This is a genomic window from Nicoliella lavandulae, assembly GCF_037546185.1.
Classification (GTDB): domain Bacteria; phylum Bacillota; class Bacilli; order Lactobacillales; family Lactobacillaceae; genus Nicoliella; species Nicoliella lavandulae.
The window spans coordinates 1,006,332-1,030,546 of sequence record NZ_JAWMWH010000001.1 but is presented as its reverse complement, the minus strand read 5'-3'; the positions used below and the strand labels follow the sequence as shown (position 1 = coordinate 1,030,546).

At 38.4% G+C, this 24,215-nt stretch carries 23 protein-coding genes and 2 tRNA genes; 5 read left to right on the top strand and 20 right to left on the bottom strand.

The features are described 5' to 3' along the window. Positions 1-5: 5 nt before the first annotated feature. Positions 6-1,223: an ABC transporter permease gene (locus R4146_RS04880; protein WP_339960296.1), complete on the bottom strand. Its 1,218-nt coding sequence runs from the start codon at positions 1,221-1,223 to the stop codon at positions 6-8. Then, positions 1,220-1,954, bottom strand: coding sequence for an ABC transporter ATP-binding protein (locus tag R4146_RS04875; protein WP_339960295.1), 735 nt, complete (start codon positions 1,952-1,954; stop codon positions 1,220-1,222). Before R4146_RS04875 ends, R4146_RS04880 begins: the two co-directional genes overlap by 4 nt. A gap of 125 nt (positions 1,955-2,079) precedes the next feature. Here R4146_RS04875 and R4146_RS04870 point away from each other — a divergent pair, with 125 nt between their 5' ends. The 3 genes from R4146_RS04870 (at position 2,080) to R4146_RS04860 (ending at position 3,833) form a co-directional block, all read left to right on the top strand. Continuing rightward, the gene (locus tag R4146_RS04870; protein ID WP_339960294.1) at positions 2,080-2,511 is read left to right on the top strand and encodes an HIT family protein; all 432 of its coding nucleotides are present in this window, start codon (positions 2,080-2,082) and stop codon (positions 2,509-2,511) included. Beyond that, positions 2,511-2,816, top strand: a complete 306-nt coding sequence (locus R4146_RS04865) for a hypothetical protein (protein WP_339960293.1) — start codon at positions 2,511-2,513, stop codon at positions 2,814-2,816. Before R4146_RS04870 ends, R4146_RS04865 begins: the two co-directional genes overlap by 1 nt. A gap of 126 nt (positions 2,817-2,942) precedes the next feature. Next, the gene (locus tag R4146_RS04860) at positions 2,943-3,833 is read left to right on the top strand and encodes a peptidylprolyl isomerase PrsA (RefSeq protein ID WP_339960292.1); all 891 of its coding nucleotides are present in this window, start codon (positions 2,943-2,945) and stop codon (positions 3,831-3,833) included. 56 nt (positions 3,834-3,889) lie between these two features. Here R4146_RS04860 and R4146_RS04855 read toward each other — a convergent pair whose 3' ends face one another. From R4146_RS04855 to R4146_RS04830, 6 genes are all read right to left on the bottom strand, one after another. After that, positions 3,890-4,744 carry an IS3 family transposase gene (locus R4146_RS04855; protein WP_339960627.1) on the bottom strand — a complete coding sequence of 285 codons (855 nt, stop codon included), beginning with the start codon at positions 4,742-4,744 and terminating at the stop codon, positions 3,890-3,892. 11 nt (positions 4,745-4,755) lie between these two features. Beyond that, on the bottom strand, positions 4,756-5,265 hold the full coding sequence (locus R4146_RS04850) for a helix-turn-helix domain-containing protein (protein WP_339959675.1): 510 nt from the start codon (positions 5,263-5,265) through the stop codon (positions 4,756-4,758). 113 nt (positions 5,266-5,378) lie between these two features. After that, positions 5,379-7,514, bottom strand: a complete 2,136-nt coding sequence (locus R4146_RS04845; RefSeq protein ID WP_339960659.1) for a transglycosylase domain-containing protein — start codon at positions 7,512-7,514, stop codon at positions 5,379-5,381. 146 nt (positions 7,515-7,660) lie between these two features. Then, positions 7,661-9,358, bottom strand: a complete 1,698-nt coding sequence (gene argS, locus R4146_RS04840; RefSeq protein WP_339960291.1) for an arginine--tRNA ligase — start codon at positions 9,356-9,358, stop codon at positions 7,661-7,663. A 241-nt stretch (positions 9,359-9,599) separates the two neighbouring features. Next, positions 9,600-9,670: transfer RNA gene (locus R4146_RS04835), tRNA-Gly, on the bottom strand. Between the two features lie 62 nt (positions 9,671-9,732). After that, on the bottom strand, positions 9,733-10,656 hold the full coding sequence (locus R4146_RS04830) for an L-lactate dehydrogenase (protein WP_339960290.1): 924 nt from the start codon (positions 10,654-10,656) through the stop codon (positions 9,733-9,735). A gap of 141 nt (positions 10,657-10,797) precedes the next feature. Here R4146_RS04830 and R4146_RS04825 point away from each other — a divergent pair, with 141 nt between their 5' ends. Beyond that, positions 10,798-11,136 (top strand): DUF1516 family protein, encoded by a 339-nt coding sequence (locus R4146_RS04825; RefSeq protein WP_339960289.1) that lies wholly within the window; start codon positions 10,798-10,800, stop codon positions 11,134-11,136. Between the two features lie 42 nt (positions 11,137-11,178). On the opposite strand, the gene R4146_RS04820 is transcribed toward R4146_RS04825, so the two are convergent. The 4 genes from R4146_RS04820 to asnB are packed head-to-tail and all read right to left on the bottom strand — an operon-like array spanning position 11,179 to position 16,577. After that, a complete protein-coding gene (locus R4146_RS04820; protein WP_339960288.1) occupies positions 11,179-11,889 on the bottom strand; it encodes an aspartate/glutamate racemase family protein in 711 nt (236 codons plus the stop codon). Positions 11,890-11,894: 5 nt separating this feature from the next. Beyond that, positions 11,895-13,145: a carboxylate--amine ligase gene (locus R4146_RS04815; RefSeq protein ID WP_339960287.1), complete on the bottom strand. Its 1,251-nt coding sequence runs from the start codon at positions 13,143-13,145 to the stop codon at positions 11,895-11,897. A 3-nt stretch (positions 13,146-13,148) separates the two neighbouring features. Next, positions 13,149-14,669 carry a UDP-N-acetylmuramoyl-L-alanyl-D-glutamate--2,6-diaminopimelate ligase gene (locus R4146_RS04810; RefSeq protein WP_339960286.1) on the bottom strand — a complete coding sequence of 507 codons (1,521 nt, stop codon included), beginning with the start codon at positions 14,667-14,669 and terminating at the stop codon, positions 13,149-13,151. Between the two features lie 27 nt (positions 14,670-14,696). Further along, complete coding sequence (gene asnB / locus R4146_RS04805) at positions 14,697-16,577, bottom strand: asparagine synthase (glutamine-hydrolyzing) (RefSeq protein ID WP_339960285.1); 1,881 nt, start codon at positions 16,575-16,577, stop codon at positions 14,697-14,699. 246 nt (positions 16,578-16,823) lie between these two features. On the opposite strand from asnB, the gene R4146_RS04800 reads away from it, so the two are divergent. After that, positions 16,824-16,907 (top strand) — tRNA-Leu (locus tag R4146_RS04800). Positions 16,908-16,960: 53 nt separating this feature from the next. Here the strand turns inward: R4146_RS04800 and R4146_RS04795 are convergent. From R4146_RS04795 to purH, 8 genes are all read right to left on the bottom strand, one after another. Next, positions 16,961-17,482 carry an NUDIX domain-containing protein gene (locus tag R4146_RS04795; RefSeq protein ID WP_339960284.1) on the bottom strand — a complete coding sequence of 174 codons (522 nt, stop codon included), beginning with the start codon at positions 17,480-17,482 and terminating at the stop codon, positions 16,961-16,963. Between the two features lie 3 nt (positions 17,483-17,485). Beyond that, the gene (gene folP, locus R4146_RS04790; RefSeq protein ID WP_339960283.1) at positions 17,486-18,559 is read right to left on the bottom strand and encodes a dihydropteroate synthase; all 1,074 of its coding nucleotides are present in this window, start codon (positions 18,557-18,559) and stop codon (positions 17,486-17,488) included. Next, positions 18,549-19,898: a bifunctional folylpolyglutamate synthase/dihydrofolate synthase gene (locus R4146_RS04785; RefSeq protein WP_339960282.1), complete on the bottom strand. Its 1,350-nt coding sequence runs from the start codon at positions 19,896-19,898 to the stop codon at positions 18,549-18,551. Before R4146_RS04785 ends, folP begins: the two co-directional genes overlap by 11 nt. Continuing rightward, positions 19,899-20,465 carry a GTP cyclohydrolase I FolE gene (gene folE / locus R4146_RS04780; RefSeq protein WP_339960281.1) on the bottom strand — a complete coding sequence of 189 codons (567 nt, stop codon included), beginning with the start codon at positions 20,463-20,465 and terminating at the stop codon, positions 19,899-19,901. Further along, on the bottom strand, positions 20,462-20,944 hold the full coding sequence (gene folK / locus R4146_RS04775) for a 2-amino-4-hydroxy-6-hydroxymethyldihydropteridine diphosphokinase (RefSeq protein WP_339960280.1): 483 nt from the start codon (positions 20,942-20,944) through the stop codon (positions 20,462-20,464). The genes folE and folK overlap by 4 nt, the downstream gene beginning before the upstream one ends. A gap of 6 nt (positions 20,945-20,950) precedes the next feature. Next, positions 20,951-21,307, bottom strand: coding sequence for a dihydroneopterin aldolase (gene folB, locus R4146_RS04770; protein ID WP_339960279.1), 357 nt, complete (start codon positions 21,305-21,307; stop codon positions 20,951-20,953). A gap of 105 nt (positions 21,308-21,412) precedes the next feature. Then, positions 21,413-22,660: a phosphoribosylamine--glycine ligase gene (purD, locus tag R4146_RS04765; RefSeq protein WP_339960278.1), complete on the bottom strand. Its 1,248-nt coding sequence runs from the start codon at positions 22,658-22,660 to the stop codon at positions 21,413-21,415. A gap of 22 nt (positions 22,661-22,682) precedes the next feature. Beyond that, positions 22,683-24,215 carry a bifunctional phosphoribosylaminoimidazolecarboxamide formyltransferase/IMP cyclohydrolase gene (gene purH / locus R4146_RS04760; protein ID WP_339960277.1) on the bottom strand — a complete coding sequence of 511 codons (1,533 nt, stop codon included), beginning with the start codon at positions 24,213-24,215 and terminating at the stop codon, positions 22,683-22,685.

The window sequence follows — 24,215 nt, the reverse complement described above, 5'->3', positions numbered from 1 at the left end:
TCCTTTTAATTTAAATTATTTTGAATTCGTTTGGGAATCATTCGGTTCACTAAGAACCAAACTTCGATGAGATTAAATCCTAAAGTAATCCCACCGGTCAGCAGTGAATGACTTCCAATGAATGCCATTACCGCAAAAATTACAGCTGTAACTAACAATAAGATTGAAATAATTTTTTTGAAACTACTAATTTGTAACTCATCTGATACGGGGTAAATATGGGTAAACACATTGCCAGCAAAATTAGAGTAGAACGGAATCAATTGGAACCCAATTAGATAAATAAACAATAAACTAATTAAGATGGGGAGATATAGACCGCTAACTCCAAATAATAATACCGCCCCGATTAACGTTAGTCGTAAATGTAATCCACTGTACTCACCATTTCTAACGATTGAATGTCCATACAAGTATAAATAGATATTCTGAGGCGTTGCTTGAATCCGATTAACTAACCAATCAAGATAGCGCCGCCGTTTAGTAGCCCGTTTAACATCTGGAACATCAGTAAATAGGTTGAAGAACTTATAAAGTGATAGCATTCTGGCATCTTCAGCTTCAATTAAGAAGTCCCATTTTAATGAGCGGTTATCAATTTTGGCATTAACCCAAAGAATGACAACCAAGTTTAACAGGCCTAATCCAAATCCGAACCAAGCTAATTGCATCATAAAGGCACCCAAAATCACTACGGTTGCAATCCAGCGGTAAAGTGTGAAATGCCAACCAGCACGTACGTGTTTTACGGGGTACGCTTGGTTAATGACCAATTGAAAGTCAACACCCCGAAGAAGCACCATTGTAACTAATAGCAACAATAACTGTGTCCAGTTCCATGCTAACGTGGTTCGAATAAACGGAATCAACACGAACCAAACCGCAGCTTGCGATAAAGCTGCTACCATAAAGCTATAATTAAACGCGTGATTTAGATACTGTTTCATTTCCACTTCACGTGGCAATAAAAAGACGCGATCTGCGGGTTTTAATAACGTAGCTAAATGGTTAAAGCTCTGCGCTCCTAATAAAACGATGAGCACAATCCAAGCAGGCCACCATAGTCCGGTGTGCAGTTGCTTTAGTAAATTAGAATAAGATAACCCCAATCCACCAATTAAAAATAGCAACGCAATAACAAAGAAGTCATTAAACACATACCGTAAGTATTTAACCATTTCTGTAAGATGTTGGCCCAATCGCGTTTTAAATAGATCAATCATTTTAACTCACCCTTTGCTAAGGAAAGATAAATATTATTCAATGAATCACCCGCATCTGGGAACTTAGCTTTTAGTTCTGCTAAGCTACCCTCAATTTCAATGTGGCCATCATCAATTAATACAAATCGATCACAGAATCGTTCCGCCGTATCTAACACATGGGTCGACATTAAAATGCTACATCCCTGCTTTTTACGGTCGTTAATTAGGTCTAATAAGTCATTAACTGCCAATGGATCTAGTCCTAAGAACGGTTCATCAATCACAAACATTTGAGCATCCGTTAAAAACGCACAGACGATCATGACTTTTTGCTTCATCCCCTTAGAAAAATCCACCGGAAACCAATCTAACTTATTATCCAACCGAAACGTTTTTAATAATGAATGTGCTTTTTGCCATGCTTTCTCATGATCTAGTTGATAGGCCATAATGGTCATCTCAATGTGTTCTTTTAACGTTAGTTCGTTATACAACACTGGAATTTCAGGAATATATGCAATTTGTTTTTTATATTCTTGATTGTTTGTTGCAATTTGGTAGCCGTTAATATCGATCGTACCAGAAAATGGGGTCAACAATCCGATAATATGATTAATTGTCGTTGATTTCCCAGCCCCGTTCAAACCAATTAATCCGACTAATTCACCATCACGAACGTCGAATGAAATATCCTTTAAAACTGGAACTTGGGAATATCCTCCCACAACGTTTTTTACCTGTAAGGACAAGCTAATTCCTCCTTTATATTCTACTAATTATATTATAGCATAATGACATCATAACCCTTTGGTTTTCCAAAGCATTTTCGCATAGTGTATAATTAAATTAATAAACGATAAGGCAGGTAATGAATATGAACGATTGTATTTTTTGTAAAATTATTAGTGGCGATATCCCAAGTTATACCGTTTACGAAGATGACGTTGTAAAGGCCTTTTTAGATATATCTCAAACTACCCCTGGCCACACCCTAGTCATTCCTAAAAAGCATGTTCCTAATATCTATGAATACGATAGTGAATTTGCGAGCCAAGTCTTTGCTAGAATTCCTAAAATTGCACGGGCAATCCGTAAATTCAGCCCAGATATTAAGGGAATGAACATTGTTAATAACAATGGTGAATTAGCATATCAATCAGTATTTCACTCTCATTTCCACCTCATTCCTCGCTACACTAAGGACGATGGCTTTAGCATGCACTTTACTGATAACTCTAGTAAGTACGACAATGCAAAGTACGAATCAATCGCCCACGCAATTAAAGAACAAATGGAGGAATCATAATGAAAGGTTTATTAAAACTAGCTGGCGGTGCTACGGGAGCATTAGCCGTCTATTTAATCGCTAATCGTGAATCTCCACAACACTTCTTTGAAAATAGTAAGCAATTCATCATGCAAAAAACAGAGCAAGTGCAAAAGTTCAACCGTGATAAGGCTCAATTTAACGATGCCCTAGCTAAATTCAAGGTGGAATTACAACGTGCCCAGCCAGTTATTCGCGATATGCAATCTAGAATGGACGAATATACATTTGAAATTCAACCCCATTTAGATAAGATCAACGACGCAATCAACCGTTTAAAGTAGTCGTTTCATTTAATTTTTGTTAAAGGTAGCAAATACAGTTATACCATTATGGTTAATTATGTTATATTGGTACTTGTTAAATAATTAAATACTTACAATTTTGTATGAAATGGATGTGTTTTTTTTATGAGAAAATGGCTAGTCGGAGTAGCCGGATTGTTTTTGAGTTTAACCTTAGCAGCCTGTGGTAGCACTGCAGTTGTTACTACTAATGGTGGTAAGATTACTCAAAGCCAATACTACAGTAGTATGAAGGAAACTTCTAATGGTAAACAAGTCCTTCAACAAATGATTTTAAACAAGGTTCTAGAAAAGAACTATGGTAGCCAAGTTAAGGATTCCAAAGTTAATTCTGTATTTAACCAATACAAGAATCAATACGGTTCACAATTTAGTGCCGTACTTGAACAACAAGGATTAACTAACGCTTCCTTCAAGAGTCAAATTAGAGATAATTTACTTCTTGAAGCTGCCGTTAAGGATAACACTAACTTCTCAGATGCTACTTTGAAGAAGCAATTCAAGAGTTACCAACCAAAGATTACGGTTAACACTATCTTAGTTGCTAAGAAGTCAACTGCTGAAACTGTAATTAGTCAATTGAAGAGTGGTAAGAGCTTCGCTAGCTTAGCTAAGAAGTACTCTACTGATACTTCTACTAAGAACAATGGTGGTCGGATGGCTGCATTCGATAACACTTCAACTTCACTTGATTCCGCATTCAAGAAGGCTGCTTATGAACTTAAGAACAAGGGTGACTACACTAAGACCCCGGTTAAGACTTCTTACGGTTACCAAGTTATCCAAATGGTTAACCACCCAGCTAAGGGTAACTACAAGGATCACATCAGTGAATTAAAGGATCAAATCGTGACTGCTGAAATGTCAGACAGCACTAAGCTCCACAATATCGTTGCTAAGATCTTGAAGAACGGTAATGTTGATATTAAGGATGCTCAATTAAAGGATATTCTTGCTAGCTACATTAACGTTTCTAGTTCATCATCAAGCAAATAATAAAAAAGCGCGTTTGATGTGCACCCCAAAAGTTGTACATTATTATATTGTTTTTCCTAGGCGGAAAGTTTCCGGTATTGAACCGGTGACTTTCCGCCTAGTTTTGTTTTAATACGATGATTATTGTAATAATCAATCCATATTTTCATTGACGACATTAAATCTTCTTTAAAGTCATAATTACAGTCCATGATTTCAGCTTTCATAATATGGAAAAATGATTCCATAGGTGAGTTATCTATACAATTCCCCTTACGGGACATACTTTGAAATATCTTATTCTTCTTAAGCTCTTTTTGCCAGATATGACTTTGATACTGAGCTCCCTGATCACTATGAATTGTCGTTCTGTATGGTAAATCCTTAACTAATTGAATAACTTCTTTCAACGGTTTCATAACACAGTTCATATTTGGATGGCTGCTAATGTTATAGGATATTATTTCACCAGAAAATAAATCCATAATAGGTGAAAGATAAATACGATGATTAATATCACAATTTCCATATCTGAATTCACTGATATCAGTACAGAGCTTTTGATATGGTCTGTCAGTATTAAATCTTCGATTTAATTGATTTGATTTAAGTTTTCCAACCTGACCACGATAGGAATTATACTTACGTGTTTTTCTTGAATATGATGAAGATAGTAAATTATTCTTTTTCATTATCTTTAATACTAGTTTGTGGTTAACACGGTATCCACGATTAGTTAATTCTAAACACACTCTTCTATATCCGTAGGATTTATTTTTATCTTTAATATCCTTGATAATTTTAGCGATTTCAGCGTGCTTATCAGGCTTATTTTGGATTGATCTAATATAATAATAAGTACTTCTAGATATCCTTAATGCCTTTAGTATTAATGTTTTAGTGGTATGGTATTTCAGCCTTAGTTCGTCGATTATTTTAATAATTACTTCTGGTCTTCTTCGTCGTCTAAGGCCCTCAATTTTTTTAAGAAGTCATTCTCTATTCTCAACATTAAATTTTCTTCTTCAATCTTCTTCAATTTTTCTTTATCGGTATTAGTATTGTTTGATTCGGCTTTGTTAGTTTTCCTTTTTGTCATGGCTTTTCTTTCCCTTCGGGACAATAAACCATCAATACCTTTTTGCTCTAGTCGTTTTTCCCAAGTCCAGATAGTTGATGGAGAAGGAATATTAAAATGATAAGCTGCCTCTGGATAAGATGATTTAGTCGTTTTCATCCAGTTTAATATATATTGTTTCTCTTTGGTAGAGTATTCGATTATATTCTTTCTTTTTTTAAGACCATTTAGTCCATGTTTTTTGTAACTCTTAACCCAACATAAAACAGTATTTCTACTTTTAACTCCAAAGTTTCTAGCCACCATTTGCGATCCCATACCGTTTAGGTATGCGTTAATTACATTTAATTTATCTTCTACTTTATATTTAGACACAAAAAAACACCCCAAAGTTTTGTACAAACTTTGGGGTGCAGTGCAGTTTAGCGCTTTTTTTGTACATATAAAAAGCATTGCAGAATTATCGCTGCAATGCTTTTTTCGTTATTTTAATTGCCACCTAAGAAACTCTTAGCGTCATTAAACCACTTACCAGTTTGTTTTTTAACTGCATCAAAACCATTTTCAATACTCTTGCCAACAGAGTTACCACTCTTTTTAACGTTATCCCAAATGTTACTATTAGATGATGATTGATTATTTTGCGCATCAACAATCGATTGGGCATCTTGAGTATTAAACTGGGTTTGCTTAGTCGTTGGGATAATGGATGCCATTTCACTTCTGAACAATGGACCAATTCCGGTTCCACTTAGGTTTTCTAGATGATGATTACCATTGGTATCATCAAAACCTTCCCAGGTTGCTACCACAACGTTTGGGGTATATCCAATGATCCATTTGTCCCGAGTAGCATCAGTATCTCCCGTAGCATCAGCTTCTGTGCTTCCGGTCTTACCGGCAACTTCATAACCATATGGTTTTGCATCAACTCCCGTCCCGTTATTAAAGACGTCTAGCATCATACTAGTCATTTTTTTGGCGGTCCCTGATGACATCACCCGTTTACTAGAAACATGGTTAGTATTATCAACGATGACGTTACCAGCCGAATCAACAATTTTACGAATGTAAAACGGTTTCGTAGCCACTCCATTATTTGCGAATGCCGTATAGGCACTAGCCATTTGTTGTGGTGACACCCCAGTTGATAAGCCTCCTAATGCTAATGATAGGTTCTTATCACTGTTCGTAATTGGAATGCCAAACTTCTTGACCGAATTATAACCATTTTGCACCCCAATCTTGTTCAACAACCATACTGCTGGTGCATTCATACTTTGCGATAGGGCTTCATACATCGGCACTTTTCCAGTATATTGATCATTGTAGTTTTTAGGAGTGTAATGGTTTTTACCGTATGATTTTTTCTCATTCACTAATTCTGAATCAAAGTTATAACCACTTTCAATCGCAGGCGTGTACACCGCCAATGGCTTCATCGTTGAACCAGGCTGGCGCTTCATTTGAGTAGCGCGGTTATAGCCCCGAAAGACGTGTTTACCGCGGCCCCCAATTACAGCTGAGACGCCACCAGTTTGTGGATTCATTGCAATTGATGCTGCCTGAACTTTCGTGCCATCAGCAGCATTTTGTGGGAACATACTTGCATCGTTAAAGTTCGTTTGCATTGATGCCTGCTGGTTTTGATCTAAGTTGGTATAAATTTTATACCCGCGATTCATAATATCAGCTTCAGATAAGCCATATTTATTAATCGCTTCATCAATTACAGCATCAAAATAATATGGATAGCGATAACTATCTTTATAACTATAATTATCACTAACCGTAATTGGCATGGCCTTATAACGACTAGCCGCAGCCCGCGTAATTTTACCGTTATCAGCCATTAAATCTAACACGGTATTGCGTCGTTGCAGAGCTAATTTAGGATGATCAACGGGGTTGTAGCCGCTAGGGTTCGTTAGCATCCCAGCTAAAACGGCAGCGTCTTGCACCGGTAAGTTCTTAACCGATGTTCCAAAATAGCGCTCTGAAGCATCATTTACCCCGTATACACCATTACCAAAGTAAGCATTATTCATGTACATCGTTAAAATTTGGTTTTTAGAATAGACGTTTTCGACTTGAATTGAAATGAATAATTCCTTCAACTTTCGAGAAAAGGTCTGCTCTTGGGATAGATACGCATTTTTTACTAGTTGTTGGGTAATGGTACTACCCCCACCACTAATGTAATTATTACCTAAGAGTTTATTCTTGAACCATAATAATCCGGCTCGGCCAAAGCCCTTCAAGGAAAAGCCATGCTCATTATAGAAATTGCGATCTTCAGTCGATAAAATCGCGTTGGGTACGTTTTGGGAGATGTTTTTCATTCCTACATACGTTCCCTTTTGCGCATATAGCTCACCCGCTTTTTTATTGCTAACGTCATAAATAACGGTCGACCGCTTTAAAGATGAGTTTAAGTTTTGTACATCCATGGTTTTCGCCACAAAGGTCAGATAGGTACTCATTGAGAATGTAATTCCCAAAATGATTGCGATCAGCCAACGGTTAATATGATACCGTTGCCAAATACGTTTACGAATGATTCTAAACTTTCGCCAATAGGGACTGACCGTCGCCCAAAATTGACGCGATTGGTTTTGTTTCATTAAAGGCATCTCGCTCCCCTCAAATATTAGTTTTAATTGTACCATACTTAATATTTAGGTTATTAATTTAAAGGTAAATTTAAAAATTTAGATAAAAAAATTCTGAATCAACGCTATACGTTAATTCAGAATTTAATTGATGAGCATTACATTTCGTCAGGTGATTTAACCCCAAGTAACCGTAGTGATTCCTTCAATACGATCGATACACTCTTAACTAATGATAACCGAGCATCACGTTGGGCAACGTCATCCAAGATTCTAGTATGAGCATAGTATTTATTGAACGCCTTAGCTAATCTCAATGAGTATTTAGCAATTACAGATGGTTCAAATTCAGCACAGGCTGTTTTAACGATCGTAGGGAAGTCATTTAATAACTTCACGATTTCCCAAGCTTCAGGATCATCTAAATCACGACTGCTTGTTTCTGGGTCGAAATCAGGCACTTTTCTTAAAATACTTTCAGCCCGAACGCGGGAGTACTGAACGTATGGACCAGTTTCCCCTTCGAAGCGTAGTTGTTCTTCTAAGACGAAGTTAATGCTATCCATCTTATCGTTCTTCAAGTCACCAAAGATAATGGCACCTACCCCAACTTCTTGAGCGACCTTATCCTTATCTGGTAAGTTCGGGTTCTTTTCTTCAATTTGCTTCTTAGCAAGGGCAATTGAGTCATTTAAAACCTCATCTAATAGGATGATGCGACCAGATCTAGTAGATAGTTTCTTACCATTCACGGTAATCAATCCGAATGGAATGTGGTGTAGATTTTTGGCAGATGGAACGCCCATTTCTTCTAAGACGGCCTTTAATTGCTTAAAGTAATAAGTTTGTTCAGAACCAACTACGTATAAGTTCATTGCTGGATGATATTCACGGTCACGGTAAATGGCAGTGGCAATATCACGAGTGATGTAAAGTGATGCCCCATCACTCTTTAAAATCAAGGCTGGATTTAAATCATATTTACTTAGGTCTACGATTTGCGCACCTTGGGATTCCTTTAGCAAGTGCTTTTGCTTTAATAATTCAATTACTTCTGGCATCTTATCATTGTAAAATGCTTCCCCATTGTAAGTATCAAAGCTAACCCCTAGTTTAGCGTAGATTTGGTTGAAGGCTTCTAGTGAAACGGAGCGGAACCATTTCCAAAGGTTGATTGCTTGTTCATCACCATGTTCTAGCTTACTGAACCATTCTCTTGCTTCATCATCTAGTTCAGGGTGATCAACGTCTTCTTTGTGGAAACGAACGTAATATTTAACTAAGTAGTTAATTGGATCACGCTTAACGTCTTCTTCATTCCCCCATTTAAGGTAAGCTGTAATTAACTTCCCAAATTGAGTTCCCCAATCACCTAAATGGTTATCTTTAATTGGATGGTATCCATTTTTAGCTAAAATATTGGCAACTGAATTCCCAATTACAGTGGAACGTAAGTGACCCATTGAAATTGGCTTAGCAATATTTGGTGATGACATATCGATTGGAACATTTCCATTTTGACCATCTTGGTTTTGACCATAGTTACCCTTTTCAGCAAGAACGGTTTCTAACACATTCTTACTGTATTCAGGCTTGCTTAAGAAGAAGTTTACATATGGGCCAGTCGCAACTACTTTTTCATACCCATCACCATTAATTTTGCCCACTAATTCTTCAGCAATTGCTTGAGGGGCCTTCTTAAATACCTTTGATAATACGAAGGCTGGGAACGCAAAATCCCCCATCTTCGAATTTTTAGGTCGTTCAATTTTATCAAAAATAACGGCATCATCTAATACACCGTCACCAATGGCTTGCTTGATTGTATCAGCAACTTGTTGTTTGTAATCAGTCATTTTTTCGATCCTCCATCTAATTAAAAAGTCTCCTGCAAATAAAAATTTGCAAGAGACGGATTGGTTATCCGCGGTACCACTCTAATTGATATGATTATCCGCTTTATATTTTAATTTAAGTGTCTAAAAAGCACGCTTTCCGAACTAACAATGATTCGGCTTTCACCCTCCCGAACTCGCTAGGCACTGCTAATTTCGTACTACTCTTTTATCATCAACTAGTTTATCGATCTCCGATAAAAGCGGGTAACGAGAATCGAACTCGCGACCTAAGCTTGGGAAGCTCATATTTTACCACTAAACTATACCCGCAATACACAAACAAGTATAGCATATGATTGCGGAAAAGTCAGTAGTTAATAAGCGTTTTTTGATTATTCACTGTATTTTTTTAAATTAGCCTTGATAAAGTCAGCTGAATTTTGTAATTTAGCTTGTTCTTCATCGGTTAAACTCAATGGGACCCGTTTTACAATTCCTTTCCGGCCAACAACAGCAGGGTATGATAAGTAAACGTCTAAGTCTGGTTGGTAATTAGAAACTGGTAGTACGGTCAATGAGTTATTTAAAACTACGTTAGCTAATCGAACAGCTGCCGTAGCAACTCCATAGTTAGTGTATTGTTTACCACTGAAGACTTTGAAACCACCCTTACGAGCCCCATCATCTAATGCTGCTAAGTCTAAATCAGTTTCCTTAGCAATTTCAGTGATTGGTTTGTCAAAGACGCTAACGGTTGACCAAGCGGTAAATTGAGAATTCCCATGTTCCCCTAAGTTGTAACCATGAACTGACTTAGGATCAACATGTAATTCTTCACTAACTTCACGTAACATCCGGGCAGAATCTAATAATGTCCCAGTTCCAATTACTTGGTTCTTAGGTAGTCCTGTGTACTTTTGATAAAAGGAGGTAATAACATCACATGGGTTACTAATATCAACGATAACACCGTTAAAGCCAGATTCCTTAATCTTTTCAGAAATTGACTTAACTTGTTCGCTAGTAAATGGTAGTTCAGCGAATCGATCAGATGCTTCACTACTTTGTAACTTAATGTTCCCCATTGCTGAAATTATGACATCAGCATCCTTTAATGCTGAATAATCATTAACCGTAATATTAGTATGGAAAGGCAAATTAGGCATTGCATCCCGTAGATCCACTGCATCTGAGACGACCTTAGCTTCATTCTTATCAATCATCACTAATTCATCCGCAAAGCCGGCTGCGACAATATAATGTGCCACCGTTGATCCAACATGTCCACTACCAATAACACCGATTTTTCTTGTCATAAATATCGCTCCTTCATTTATTTAATTATGTAACGATTAGAACTATTCTAACATAAATTTAATAAAGTTGCATAAATAAAATATTGCCATAGCTAATTATGGTAAAATAAGGGTATTCAATCATCAGAAAGGAGCCTCAACATGTGGGTCACATTAAACTTTACCCTCTGGGGATTTCTAATCATTTCATTAGTTACTGGTTTTACTCGTAACTATGCTAAACGAGTGATTCAATCATTGATTTGGTCACGATTATTTTACTTTTTAATCATTAGTAGTCAATTTGTGATTAGCATTCGAATTTTTCATCATAGTGCTGCTGCGGTTATCATCAGTGATATGATATGCATTGCATCCGTTATTGCAATTGAAATTAACTACCGTAAGTTTGAAGCGCAAACTTTAACTAGAGCAAATAAGTTCGGCCTAGCATTGATCATCATCGCTGCAATCATTGCCCAATTCATCGCATTAAAGTAAAAAAACAGTTAACTACCATAACCGGCGTTAACTGTTTTTTTATTATTGGTTTCGATTTGCTTCTGCTAATTCAATGGTTCGATCAACTAGCACTGATTGGGCATCCATAATTGGATAATCATGGTTGCCCGCCTTTTCTTGGGCTAATGATAACTCGGTACACCCCAAAATAACAATTTCACTGTTCAATTCATTAACCATTTGATCCAGGATTCGATGGTACAATTCTGCATTGACCGTCCCCTGTTCTTTAATATACTTGTATATTAATTCCATGGTCTCAGCTTTTATCATTTCAGTCGGTTTAACCAGTTCAAAGCCCGCCTGCTTGATTTCATGATCGTAAACCCCATCATGAAGCGTTCCATTAGTTGCAATCAATCCCACCCGTTTAACGTGGGGAAATTGATGTTTAATTTCTTGAACGGCTTCTCTTGGCATATGCAAAATCGGCGCCTTGGTCTGTGCCTGTAATTCATCATAAAAATAATGAGCCGTATTACATGGCAACGTAAAGAAATCGGGATTCATCAACGACTGTTGTTTAATATCATCAATTAAATCCGGTAAGGGACTTGGTTGACTATGGTCTAAAATATAAGCCGTCCGATCCGGAACCGTAGCATGATTAACTAAAATATAGTTCAAGTAGTCTTGATCACGATGCGCTGGAGTTCTTTGGTTCAATAGATGAATGTAACTCTCCGTCGCTTCGGTCCCCATTCCTCCAATAATGGTGAAGAAATGCTTCATTTGAATTACTCCTTATTTACGGCAAAGTAACGATCAAAGTTCTTACTGTAGTTATGGAACATCCATTTCATTAACGCCCACCGTTTTAAATTCCGGTCCTTAGCGTACCAAAAAGTCGTTCCATATTGATGCTTATCAATTAATTGTAGTGCTGCTTGCTTATCAGCATTGTCTTTTGCGTATCGCTTAAAGACATTGACACTGACCCCTAGCCATAAATAATACTTACTTGGGTCTTGATTGGCATATACAGTAGCTTGATGGTTCAATGAGTCGAACGCATAGTCTTGAACTACCCAATCGGCTAAATTGTACCCATTAAGCGTTACAAAGAAACTACTCCGTCCCTGACGTAGGTTAATTTCAAACAATTTGAACGACCCATCACGTACATCATATTTCATATCAAAATTAGCGTAACCAGTAAATTGGATATCCTCTAAGAATTTTTGAATTTGATCATAAATGCCTTGATTATACTCTGGAATGATCGCGACATAATTTCCAATTGCAGATGGTGCACAATCCTCTAGGAGTGGATGGCCTAAACACATCATCTTGACATGGTGGTGTTTATCCACATACGCATTCAGTACTCGCATGTTACTATCATCACCTGGAATAAAGTCCTGCAAGATTAGATCAGAAGTATATCCATTATCATAAATCTTACCAATAATTGATTTAAATTCTTCTTCAGACTTGATTACAAAGGCTTTTTTACGACCTTCAAAATGAACGTCTAACCATTCAACACTGTTAGTTGGCTTTAAGGCCACTGGATAACCAAATGGTTGCTCAATTGGTTCGTGATCTTCATACATTGCCTTAGTAATAACTTTGGTCTTAGGGTATGGCAAATTAAAACGATCACAAGTCTTGTAAAAGTTTTCCTTACTGTTCAACTGCCGGATTAAATCATAGTCAACATAGGGACATACGAATACATCGGACAATTCATCCTTATGTTTTGAAATTAATTCAGCATAACCATCCCCACAACCAATCAAGATCACTGGTTCATCGTGATCAGCATATTTTTGCTTTAGTTTACGCATCGATTCAATCCAAGTTGGATCCTCACTAAAGCCTGGAATTAATTCCAAATCAACGATTTTAGTAAATCGGGTGGGCGCTAGTTGAATTTCAGCATATGCTTTGACTGGCTTACCGTATTTTTCATATAGTGATCGGGCCATCCCGTAACAATTAAAATCACTGCCCAGTAAAATAGGCGTAAACGTTGTTTCACTCATTATTTAGAACCCCTTCAAGATATTTTTAACCACTACTGAATCAGTTGCATATGGTACGTCGACACCATTAATCTTTTGATACGGATCGCGTCCCTTACCGGCTACGACTACCATATCATTTGGGCCCGCCATTTGAATGGCGTCTGCAATGGCTTGCTCACGATCCATTACCATATGCACCTGAACTTGATGGTGATCAATATGGGCATCGATTTCCATCGCAATTGTCTTTGGATCTTCAAAAGCCGGATCATCAGTGGTTAAAAATGCAACATCCGCACTTTCAGTCAACGCTTGGCCAAAGCCTTCGCGACGGTCTTCACCCTTGTTACCAGGACTCCCAACAACAACGATGACCTTACCAGTCGGATTTTCACGCTTTAAGAAACTCAATAGCGCATGCATACTAGCATAGTTATGCGCGTAATCAACATATACCGTCCCGTGAGAATGGCTACGATAGCTCTCCATTCGACCAGGAATCAAAACATGGGCCAGCCCATTTGCAATCTGTGCACGATCAGCACCAGCAATGTTAGCAGCAATTGCAGCGGCAGTAGCATTGGCTTCGTTATAATCACCAGCAATCGCGATTTGATAGTGTCCAGCTAATGATAAGCGATCATCAGCGGTCACTTCAATCTCATTATCGTTCAATGTATCCGAAGTACTAACAAATTCAACATCGATTGGTAATGCTAATTGCATGGGCGCATTCCGCCGGGCAAATAAATAGATATCTGATGGTTGCGAAGTCGCCTTAGCGGTTTGGTATACATCATTTAGATAATCAGTTTGCGCATCGATGATACAAACCGTGGAATTGACCAGTAGCTGTTCCTTACAGTGTAAGTAATCAGCAAATGTAGGATGTTCATTTGGCCCAATATGGTCAGGTGAAATGTTCAAGAAAATCCCGACGTCAAAGTGCAATCCATAGACCCGATTCTTTTTATACGCCTGAGATGAAACTTCCATGACTAAATGGGTCATCCCATTATCGACGGCTGCACGCATATTTTTAAAAATATCTAATGATTCAGGCGTTGTTAAGTGGGATTTGAACCGTTGATCTGGTTGGTTCCCTACCACCGTATCAATGGTTGAAAATAACGCTGTTTTATCCGCAGTTGATTGCTGCAAAATCTGATGGGTAAAGTACGCCGAAGTGGTCTTCCCCTTGGTTCCAGTATAGGCAATCGTAAATAACTGGTTTTGCGGATAATCATAAAAGGCTGCACCTAATAACGCCATTGCCTTTTGAACATCATTAACAATAATGGCGGTCATTTCGTCATTATCCATTGAATGTTCAGCAACATAACCAGTGGCCCCATTTTGTTGCGCACTGGTCAAATAAGCTGGTTTAAAATTTCCCTTACAAAAGAATAGGTCATTATCAGTAACGGCCCGCGAATCATATTCGACCCCCGCAAATTGAGTTTGTTCATTGGCAACGGTAACTGATTCCAACAGCGCATGTTCCTTTAATAGTGTCGTAATTTCTGCAATTTTTAAAGCCAACTGCAATTCATCCTTCCGAACCCAAAATTATTTTGTCTTATGCACTTTATCGATGGTGTGAGCAGAAGTATTTTCAGGGAAATATACTTGGTACCAAAGAATGAAAGTGTAAATTGTAAAGATCTTTTGCATATTGGACTTACCATCAGCATGTTCCTTCACAATTCTTTGTAGTTCATCCACATTGAAGAATTGTTGTGCTACATCTGATGTGAAAGCTTCTTCAATGCGTTGGTGGAATTTAGGCATGTTCATCCATGATGCAATTGGGGATGGGAATCCTAATTTTTCCTTATTGGCCACTTTATCAGGAAGTGCAGCTAATGCAGCCCGCCGTAATGAAACCTTGGTTTCACCTTTATGAATCCGAGTCTTGATTGGCATGGTAGCAGCAAAGTCAGCCACCTTTTTATCAACCAATGGCGTTCTAACTTCAAGTGAGTTACACATACTCATCCGATCAGCCTTGTGCAAAATATCGTAAGGCAACCACGTGTTGATATCAAAGTATTGCATTTGAGTCATTTCGTCCTTATCACTAACTTCATCAAAGATGTGCTTAGTGTATTGACCAGAGTCCTTATTGATCGATGGATCCTTTAAGACCCGGTTTCTGTCATCATAATTAAAGACGTAATTAACCCGGTAATAACGTTCACTTAGTGGTTGGGCGCCCCGAATTAAGAACCGCCGGCCATGGAACCGTGGTAGCTTTTCAGCAATTGATGCTAGCCCTTTCCGCACTGGACTTGGCACCCACTTTTGATAGCGTTCAAATGGAAAGGCTTCTAGATAGGTATTGTATCCACCAAAGAATTCATCGGCCCCTTCACCAGATAACGCTGCTTTAACGTCTTGTCTAGTCCGCTTAGATAAGTAATACAATTGAACTGCAGATGGATTAGATAGAGGTTCATCCATGTAATACATCATCGTTGGAAGGAAGTCGAAGTAATCGTCTCCGTTAATGTAAATTGGCGTATTCTTTTGGCCAATTTCCTTAGCAAATTCAGTGGACCATTCCAATTCACTATACTTCGAGTTCTTGAACCCAAGTGAGAATGATTGAATTGGCTTTAACTTAGAAGCTTCGTTCAACACGTAACTAGAATCTACCCCACTAGATAAGAAACTACCAACCGGTACATCTGAAATCATGTGTTTTTCAACGGAATCCTTCACAATTTTACTAATTTGCTTTGCATCCCCATCGATGGTTTGGTTTTCATCAATGTGGTCATAATTAAATTGGAAGTAACGGTGGGTTTCGGTTTCACCACCAATTTTATGAATAAAGTACTGACCAGGCATTACCTTGTAAACATTCTTAAACATAGTTTCGCGAGATGGAATAAATTCAAAACTCAAATGAATTGGTAAGAGATCTAAATTTAATTCCTTCTTGAACTTAGGGTTATCTAAAAATGCTTTGATTTCAGAGCCCCACATAAATGCATCGCCATCATCATAGTAGTAAAGTGGTTTGATTCCGAAATGATCACGAACTCCAAACACTTCTTGGTTCTTGCTATCATAAATGACAAACGCGTACATACCGCGAAGCTTTTTAAGCAGGTCTGGACCCCAAGCTTCATAACCACGAATTAATACTTCAGAGTCAACGTCCGTGTTAAATTGGTATCCTAGTTGTTTTAGTTCTTCGCGAATTGATTCATAATTATAAATTTCACCATTAAAAGTGAGGACCTTAGTATTATCTTCACTAAACATTGGTTGCCCACCATGAGCTAAATCAAGAAATGAGAGTCTTCTGAATCCCATTGAAATATTATTATCTTGAAAGTATTGTTCATCATCAGGACCACGATGCCGAATCCGATTAGCCATATTCACAATCGTGTTACTAGGGATGTCTTTTTGATTTACATAACCAGTGAATCCACACATATTAATTTTCCCCTTTATTAATTAAAATTACATATTCTTTATCTATTTTTAACAATTGTCTAAATACTAATTGTATCAAAAAAATTAATTACTAACTACTAACGTTGCTATTTCTTAACAAAATCGCCATTCGTAAGTAACCATTTTCTCCATATATTCATAATAAACATTTCTAAATAATTAGCAACTAAAATCATAAACAAACTTTCAATTAATTGTAATTTATAGTAAAATCTAATTTAGATTGCCCCAATGGCGGAATTGGCAGACGCGCAGCGTTCAGGTCGCTGTTTGATTTATCAAGTACAGGTTCGAATCCTGCTTGGGGCATTAATTAGCGCTTAAAAAAGAAAGACAAATGTCTTTCTTTTTTATTGTTATCGTTAATGCATGTCGAAGTACTTATGAAACTCACCTGGTGCCTCGGTGCGTCCGATCAAAAAATTAGGCAGTTCTGCTGCTTGCCGAATTTGATCACTAATCTTCAATTCAAATCGCAAATCAACATGGATATGGGCACCCTCGTTTTTAATTGGGTTAGCCGGAATTTTTATTATGTTAACATCCCGTAGCCCGGACAATCCGTCGTCGATCATATGGGTAGCAAACCCAGTTTCCTCTCGATATTCACGTTGGGCAGTTTGTAAGGGCATTTCGCCTGGTTCTACGTGGCCAGCGGGCAATAAGATCGTGTGTAGATAGGGATGCTTAATGAACCAAATTCGGTCATCTTGAAACGCATATGCACTGGCACTTAAATGGCCCGCCATATTCTTACGATCTGCCAAGTGGTTTAGATTAGCCTTAATAAATGCAAGTGCCTGTTGATAAGCCTTAGCATCAATTGAATAATTGGAAGCATTTAAGCGCGTCAACAAATTAATTAAAGTTGTTGCTGCATCCATGACTTAATCTGCCACCTTTGGAAATTCAAGTTGTTTTCTCATCTTCAGCATTAAGTTCGTTTCCTTGTAATCATGGACCCGAATAATTTGGCCGCCCATGTGAACCATCATTAATTCAGCCACTAAGGTTGACCAGATATTTTCAGAAGCGTCAATGCCAAATAACCGTTTGAACATGCTCTTTCGTGAAATCGCGATTAAAGTGGGAATGTTCATTTCACTAAGACCGCGTAACGTCCGAATTAGTTCTACGTCAGTATTTTGATCATTTTGATCTAAAAAGCCCACGCCCGGATCAATGACCCAGTTTTGATCAGTCAATCCGATTTGTTCAAACACTTGTTTCCGATTAGTAAAGAATGATTGGATTTCGGCAACGGACCACTTACTGATTCGATTATTGTACATAGCAATCAAAGCTGGATGGTATTCAGCCACCAAATCTAACTTAGCCTGATTATCTTCAAACCCATTAATGTCATTAATGATATCTGCACCAGCATCCAATACGGCCTTAATGACCGCTGGCTTATATGAATCTACCGAAATAATGGCTTCTGGAAACGCGCGCTTAATCATTTTAATGTATGGCACGGTCCGCTTAATTTCTAGTTCTGGGGTAATTTCTTCATAGCCAGGACGGGTGGATTGGCCACCTAGGTCAATAATCTTAGTGTTATTGGCCATAAATGATTCTAATTTACTTAAAATCTTCTTATCATTTAAGGTCGCATCCCCATCAAAAAATGAATCTGGACTAGTATTTAAAATCGCCATGATTGCTGGATCAGTGGTCAAATCTAACTTAAAGTCACGCCCAGCAAGAATAATTTGATGCCGTTGATAAATCGTATCAAGGGCTTTAATAATGGCTGCATCAAAAGCTTGGTCTCCTAACAGCTCAATTAATTGTTTTAACTGAATCTTACTAAGCACCATTTCTAAATTCGCTGCTACGTGGTAGTTAATGTAAAGTTGGTCTAAATTGCTCAATAGCTTAGCATCATGATCAAAATCTTCAACCACAATGTTAATTAGATCATTTTGATTATGCATGGATCGTTCTTTAATCTTCATTTGAATGACTCGCTCCTCTTAACGATTCGATAATTCCCCTAATGGTATAAAACGAACCGACTACTAGTTTAACTGAATCGGGGGTGGTTCGATTAAAAATATCAATTCCGTGGGCAATCGAGCCCGCGTTACGCACTTGATTGCGGCCAGCTTGAATTGCTGGATCGCGTTTAAATAAATCCGCTAAATCACTAGCTGTAAGGGCCCGGTCATGATTAGCTGGGGTCACGGTAATAAACGTTGTGTTGGCTAAAGCATTTAACTCATGTACACACCACTGCACTTCCTTATCAGCTAAGAACCCCACCATGATGACTTTAGGAGCGTCAACAAAATAGGTATTGACCGTGTTGACAAAGGCCCTAATGGCATCACGATTGTGAGCCCCATCGACGATCCAACCATTTGATAGGCGACTAAACCGGCCTATTATTTTAGTCTGTGCAATTCCTTGTTGCAATGCCGAGACACTAATTGGCGTCTCAGCCGTCGTATTAAACACTCGCCACCATTCAACGACCGTTTGAAGGTTCGCTAGTTGAAACGCCCCCATTAATGGTAAGTTAATAGGAATAGATTGCCCATCGACTCGAACGGTGCATTGGTAATGCAAAGGAGTTTTAATAATTTGCGGTGCGCCGACTTTAATTTCATTAGCAACATGGACAATGGCTTGTTGAGCAGTGGCGATTTGGTCAATGATTTGTTGGACGATTGGCCGTTGATTCGGATAACTAATTACCTGTTCACCTGGCCGAATCATTTTCGCCTTCGTATTAGCAATTGCTTCAATTGTGTTGCCTAAAAACTTAAAATGATCCAAACCAATTAGTGTGAACAAACTATAGTCAGAATGATCGATTGCATTAGTGGCATCGAGTTGTCCGCCCATTCCACATTCTAATAGCATAAATTCAACGTGTTGATCTAAAAATACCTGTACGGCAATTAAAAACCAACTCTCAAATTCAGAAACATCACGGTGAAAATCATACCCTAAGGCATCAACGATCGTCTTGACCGTATGTTCTGCTTGTAAGAATAACTGCTGGGTAATCCGATGCCCATTAACCTTCACTTGGGATAGTGGATCCACTAAATATGGACTAGTAAACATTCCAACGCGATGGCCGGCTGCCAGTAACACATTATTGATCATCGTGATCGTAGAACCCTTTCCATTGGTCCCGCTCACTCGAATCACTGTTGCTTTAGGATAATTCTTGACCTGTTGTTTTACAATTTGTTGTAAGAACTGCACACGCTTCAATCCATCGTATTTCATCGCGGTATGGACCTTGTTTAGTTCGGCTTGGTATTGTTGATCAATTGACTTCAATTAACTCAACCTGATTTCGTCTAACAATTCACGCTTATTAACCGGGTCTTTAAATACGCCTCGATAATAAGTTGTTCTGGTGCTGCCGGCTTGCTTTTTAACGCCCCGCATTTCCATACACATATGTCTAGCATCAGCAATCACGGCGATCCCTTGGGGATGTAAGATCCGGTCTAATTCTACTCCGATTTGATGCGTAACATTTTCTTGAACACTTGGCCGACTGGCAACAAAGTCTACTAACCGTGGAATTTTACTTAAGCCGATAATTTTCCCATCCTTGGGTACATATGCAACTGTGACCTTGCCAAAAAATGGTAATAGATGGTGTTCACACATTGAATAAAATGGGATGTCCTTAACGATAACGGTCCCATTATCTTCAACATCAGAGTTAAAGACCTTATAGTTGGTAAATTTATTGTTTAGGGATGAAAAGACCTCCCCATACATCTTAGCAACTCGTTTGGGGGTTTCTAATAGTCCCTCACGTTCTGGGTCTTCACCAACCGCACGTAAAATATTTTTCACGGAATCTTCAATTATTTTTTGATTTTCTTCATTCATAGTTTGATCAAACTCCCCATACTTTCAATTTCTTGGCCGTGGATCTGATTTAATGCCGACTGCATTTTAGAATCATCGCCATCATAAATTTGGATGATCGGTTGGAGAACGAATTTGCGATTATTCATTTCCGGATGCGGTATGATTAAATCTTCAGTATGAATATGAGCATCACCAAATAAAATAATATCAATATCCAATGTCCGAGGTCCCCAGTGAATTTTACGGACCCGATGTAATTGATGTTCAATCTTATGAATTAATTCCAATAGCAACGATGCCGACAATGTCGTATCAATTTGGGCTGCAATGTTATAGAAATCATCTTGTTTTACCCCACCCACGGGTGAAGTTTGATAAACATCTGAAACTTTAGTAACGTGAACCGCTTTATTTTGATTCAATAAATCAATGGCTGCTTGGAGCTCACTTAATTTATCGCCTAGGTTACTGCCTAGACTTAAGTATGCAATTGTCAATTTATTCTACCCTTCTAATTCAATTTCAACGTTATCCAAGACCCCATCAATTGGTAGCCCTAGTTTTCGAATTTTAACGATCAATCGCGCTAATTGATCACCATGGTGTTTTTTTACTTCGTTAATGATATTCGCACCTAATGTTTCAATTAATTGAACCCGACTATTAGCCACTACGTCGGCTACTTCATCAAATACTAACCCATAATTTAGCGTATCGGCTACGTCATCAGAAGTTATTAAGTCTGAAAAATTAGTCTTCATTATTACATCAATTTGAATATCTTGCCCCACTACTCGCTCTTCGGGTAACACCCCAATATGAGCGTGAAACTGCATATTATTTAAACGAATCGTTTCCATTTCTTCACCCGCTAACTTTAAGTATATAAGTTATATGATGCCAAGTTTTACATTAAAAGACAACAAAAATAGAGCCAGATTATTTTCACCCAGCTCTATTTAATGTTATTTAAATGCTTTACTACCAATATCGGTTCGGTATTCATAGTCATCAGTATTCACTGACTCTTGAAGTGCTCGATTGACTTTGCGTTGTGCTTGCTTTAAATCTGCATCACTAGCAATTGCCATTAGGACCCGACCACCATGACTAACCAATTGGTCATCAACGTTTGCCACCCCAGCATAACTAACGTGAATGTCGTCAGCAAACGTGGGTAGTGGTAAATGATCTTTATGGGGCCCTGGGTACCCAGCAGCAGCAATGACTGCCCCAAGATAAAACCGACCATGTTGCCAAACTGGTTCAATCGGATCACCGTCCATCAATGATTCAATGACCGTTCCAAAATCTGATTCCATTTGTGGTAAAATGACTTGCGTTTCTGGATCACCCATCCGAACGTTAAATTCAATTACTTTGGTTCCCTGGGCAGTTTGAATCAACCCGGCATATAGGAAGCCCGTAAAGGGATGGCCTTGATTTTGCATTTCCAATAAAACGGGCTTAATGATGTCATTCATCGCGCCATCAATAATTGATTGATCAAATTGAGGTACTGGGCTGTAAGCACCCATTCCACCAGTATTTGGACCCTTATCACCGTTCAAAAGCCGTTTATGATCTTGAGCAATTTGCATGGGAACCACTTGAGTCCCATTTGCCATTACGATGAATGAGAACTCTTGGCCTTGCATAAATTCTTCGATTAACACTTCTGAATTAGGTTTAGTTTCAAACAGATGCTTAATTGAGGCGACTGCCTTAGCTTCATCTTCAGCAATGATCACACCCTTACCAGCTGCTAATCCATTGGCCTTGATCACCACTGGAAAGGACCCTTTTTTTACATACTCAATTGCAGCATCAGCATTATTAAATTCTTGGTATGCAGCAGTGGCAACGCCTTGGTTAGCCATAATCTGCTTAGCATATGCCTTAGAACTTTCTAGTTGAGCAGCAACCTTAGATGGCCCAAAGATATTCAAGCCAGCATTTCTAAACGCATCAACGATTCCTTTGGATAGTGGTGCTTCTGGCCCAACTAGGGTCCAATCAATGTGATTATTTTTAGCAAATTCAATTAATCCATCGAAATCCATTTCATCTAAGTCAATGGTCCCAACGTTTTGAATCTGGTCCATCATTGGGTTCCCTGGGGCAACGTATACATTCCGGTTCCCATTTTCCACCAATTTTTGGGCCATTGAATATTCACGACCACCAGAACCAACTAACAGCCAATTTTCCATCCTAATCTCTCCTAAACCAATATTAGTGTTTAAAGTGACGAGCGCCACTGAATACTAAGGCAATCCCTAATTCATCAGCCTTGGCAATTGAATCTTTATCCTTAATACTACCACCTGGTTCAACAATGGCCTTAATTCCATGTTTAGCAGCATATTCAACACAATCATCCATTGGGAAGAATGCATCGGAAGCAAGCACTGCTTGATCATAGTTGCGCTTATCCTTAGCTTTGTCAATTGCAATCTTAGTTGAATCAATCCGGTTCGGTTGACCTGCACCAACCCCTAGAGTTTGGTTATCAGTTGTCACCACAATCGCATTACTCTTAACGTGTTTAACTGCATTTTGACCAAAGGCAAGTGCCTTTAATTGTGCTTCAGTTGGTTGAACCTTGGAAACGACCTTAAAGTTAGCTGGTGTTTCATGAAGTAAGTCCCGTTCTTGAACTAACATTCCACCAAGCACACTAACTTCGTCCTTTTCATGCTTATCAATTGGGCCAAATGGTAGGGTCAATAGTCGAATGTTCTTCTTTTTAGCTAATACATCATAAGCTTCGTCAGTAAATGAAGGCGCAATCACGATTTCTAGGAAGATTTCATGCATCTTTTCAGCAGTTGCTAAGTCCACTTCGCGGTTCAAAGCAATAATTCCACCAAAAATGGAAATTGGATCTGATTCGTATGCTAAGTTCCAAGCCGTTAATAAATCATCGGCAGTCCCGATTCCACATGGGTTCATGTGCTTAAGAGCAACTACGGCAGGTTGGTCTGGGAATTCAGCAATGATTCTTAATGCAGCATCAGCATCCCGGACATTATTGTATGATAATTCCTTACCATGCAATTGTTTTGCATTGGCTAGTGAGTATTTTTCTGGAATTGGTTCACTGTAATAAGCTGCCTTTTGGTGACTGTTTTCACCATAAAGCATATCTTGAACCTTTTCGTAAGTTAAAGTTAGCTTTTCTGGGAATTCTTCTTTAGTTAAGTACTTGGCAATCAAGGCATCATAAGCAGCGGTGTGTCTAAATACCTTTGCTGCTAAATGACGGTGATAATCAGCATCTAGTTGATCATCGTCATAACGTTTAATGAATTCAGCATAGTCATTAACATCGGTAATTACAATTACGTCTTGGCTATTCTTAGCAGCTGCTCTAAGCATGGAAGGACCACCAATATCAATGTTTTCGATTGCTTCTTCATCAGTTACGTTTGGCTTTTCAATCGTTTCTTTAAATGGGTATAAGTTAACACAAACTAAGTCGATTGGTGCGATGCCTTGGTCCGCAATTTGTTTCATATGTTCTTTATTATCACGTTTAGCAAGAATTCCACCGTGAATCCGTGGATGTAAGGTCTTAACCCGACCATCCAACATTTCATCAAAGTTGGTAATCTTTTCAACTGAGATGGCATCAACGCCACCATCAAGTAGTGCCTTTAGGGTTCCCCCAGTGGAAACGACTTCGTAACCTCTGGCTTCTAGTTGCTTGGCAAAATCAACAATTCCAGTTTTATCAGATACACTTAACAATGCTAACTTTTTCAA

Excerpts from the sequence above, each read along its gene's own strand:
- R4146_RS04880 (WP_339960296.1), bottom strand. The coding sequence starts at position 1,223 with ATGATTGATCTATTTAAAACGCGATTGGGCCAACATCTTACAGAAATG.
- R4146_RS04870 (WP_339960294.1), top strand. The coding sequence starts at position 2,080 with ATGAACGATTGTATTTTTTGTAAAATTATTAGTGGCGATATCCCAAGT.
- R4146_RS04865 (WP_339960293.1), top strand. The coding sequence starts at position 2,511 with ATGAAAGGTTTATTAAAACTAGCTGGCGGTGCTACGGGAGCATTAGCC.
- R4146_RS04860 (WP_339960292.1), top strand. The coding sequence starts at position 2,943 with ATGAGAAAATGGCTAGTCGGAGTAGCCGGATTGTTTTTGAGTTTAACC.
- R4146_RS04845 (WP_339960659.1), bottom strand. The coding sequence starts at position 7,514 with ATGAAACAAAACCAATCGCGTCAATTTTGGGCGACGGTCAGTCCCTAT.
- argS (WP_339960291.1), bottom strand. The coding sequence starts at position 9,358 with ATGACTGATTACAAACAACAAGTTGCTGATACAATCAAGCAAGCCATT.
- R4146_RS04830 (WP_339960290.1), bottom strand. The coding sequence starts at position 10,656 with ATGACAAGAAAAATCGGTGTTATTGGTAGTGGACATGTTGGATCAACG.
- R4146_RS04825 (WP_339960289.1), top strand. The coding sequence starts at position 10,798 with ATGTGGGTCACATTAAACTTTACCCTCTGGGGATTTCTAATCATTTCA.
- R4146_RS04820 (WP_339960288.1), bottom strand. The coding sequence starts at position 11,889 with ATGAAGCATTTCTTCACCATTATTGGAGGAATGGGGACCGAAGCGACG.
- R4146_RS04815 (WP_339960287.1), bottom strand. The coding sequence starts at position 13,145 with ATGAGTGAAACAACGTTTACGCCTATTTTACTGGGCAGTGATTTTAAT.
- asnB (WP_339960285.1), bottom strand. The coding sequence starts at position 16,577 with ATGTGTGGATTCACTGGTTATGTAAATCAAAAAGACATCCCTAGTAAC.
- R4146_RS04795 (WP_339960284.1), bottom strand. The coding sequence starts at position 17,482 with ATGGATGCAGCAACAACTTTAATTAATTTGTTGACGCGCTTAAATGCT.
- folP (WP_339960283.1), bottom strand. The coding sequence starts at position 18,559 with ATGAAGATTAAAGAACGATCCATGCATAATCAAAATGATCTAATTAAC.
- folE (WP_339960281.1), bottom strand. The coding sequence starts at position 20,465 with ATGAATGAAGAAAATCAAAAAATAATTGAAGATTCCGTGAAAAATATT.
- folB (WP_339960279.1), bottom strand. The coding sequence starts at position 21,307 with ATGGAAACGATTCGTTTAAATAATATGCAGTTTCACGCTCATATTGGG.
- purD (WP_339960278.1), bottom strand. The coding sequence starts at position 22,660 with ATGGAAAATTGGCTGTTAGTTGGTTCTGGTGGTCGTGAATATTCAATG.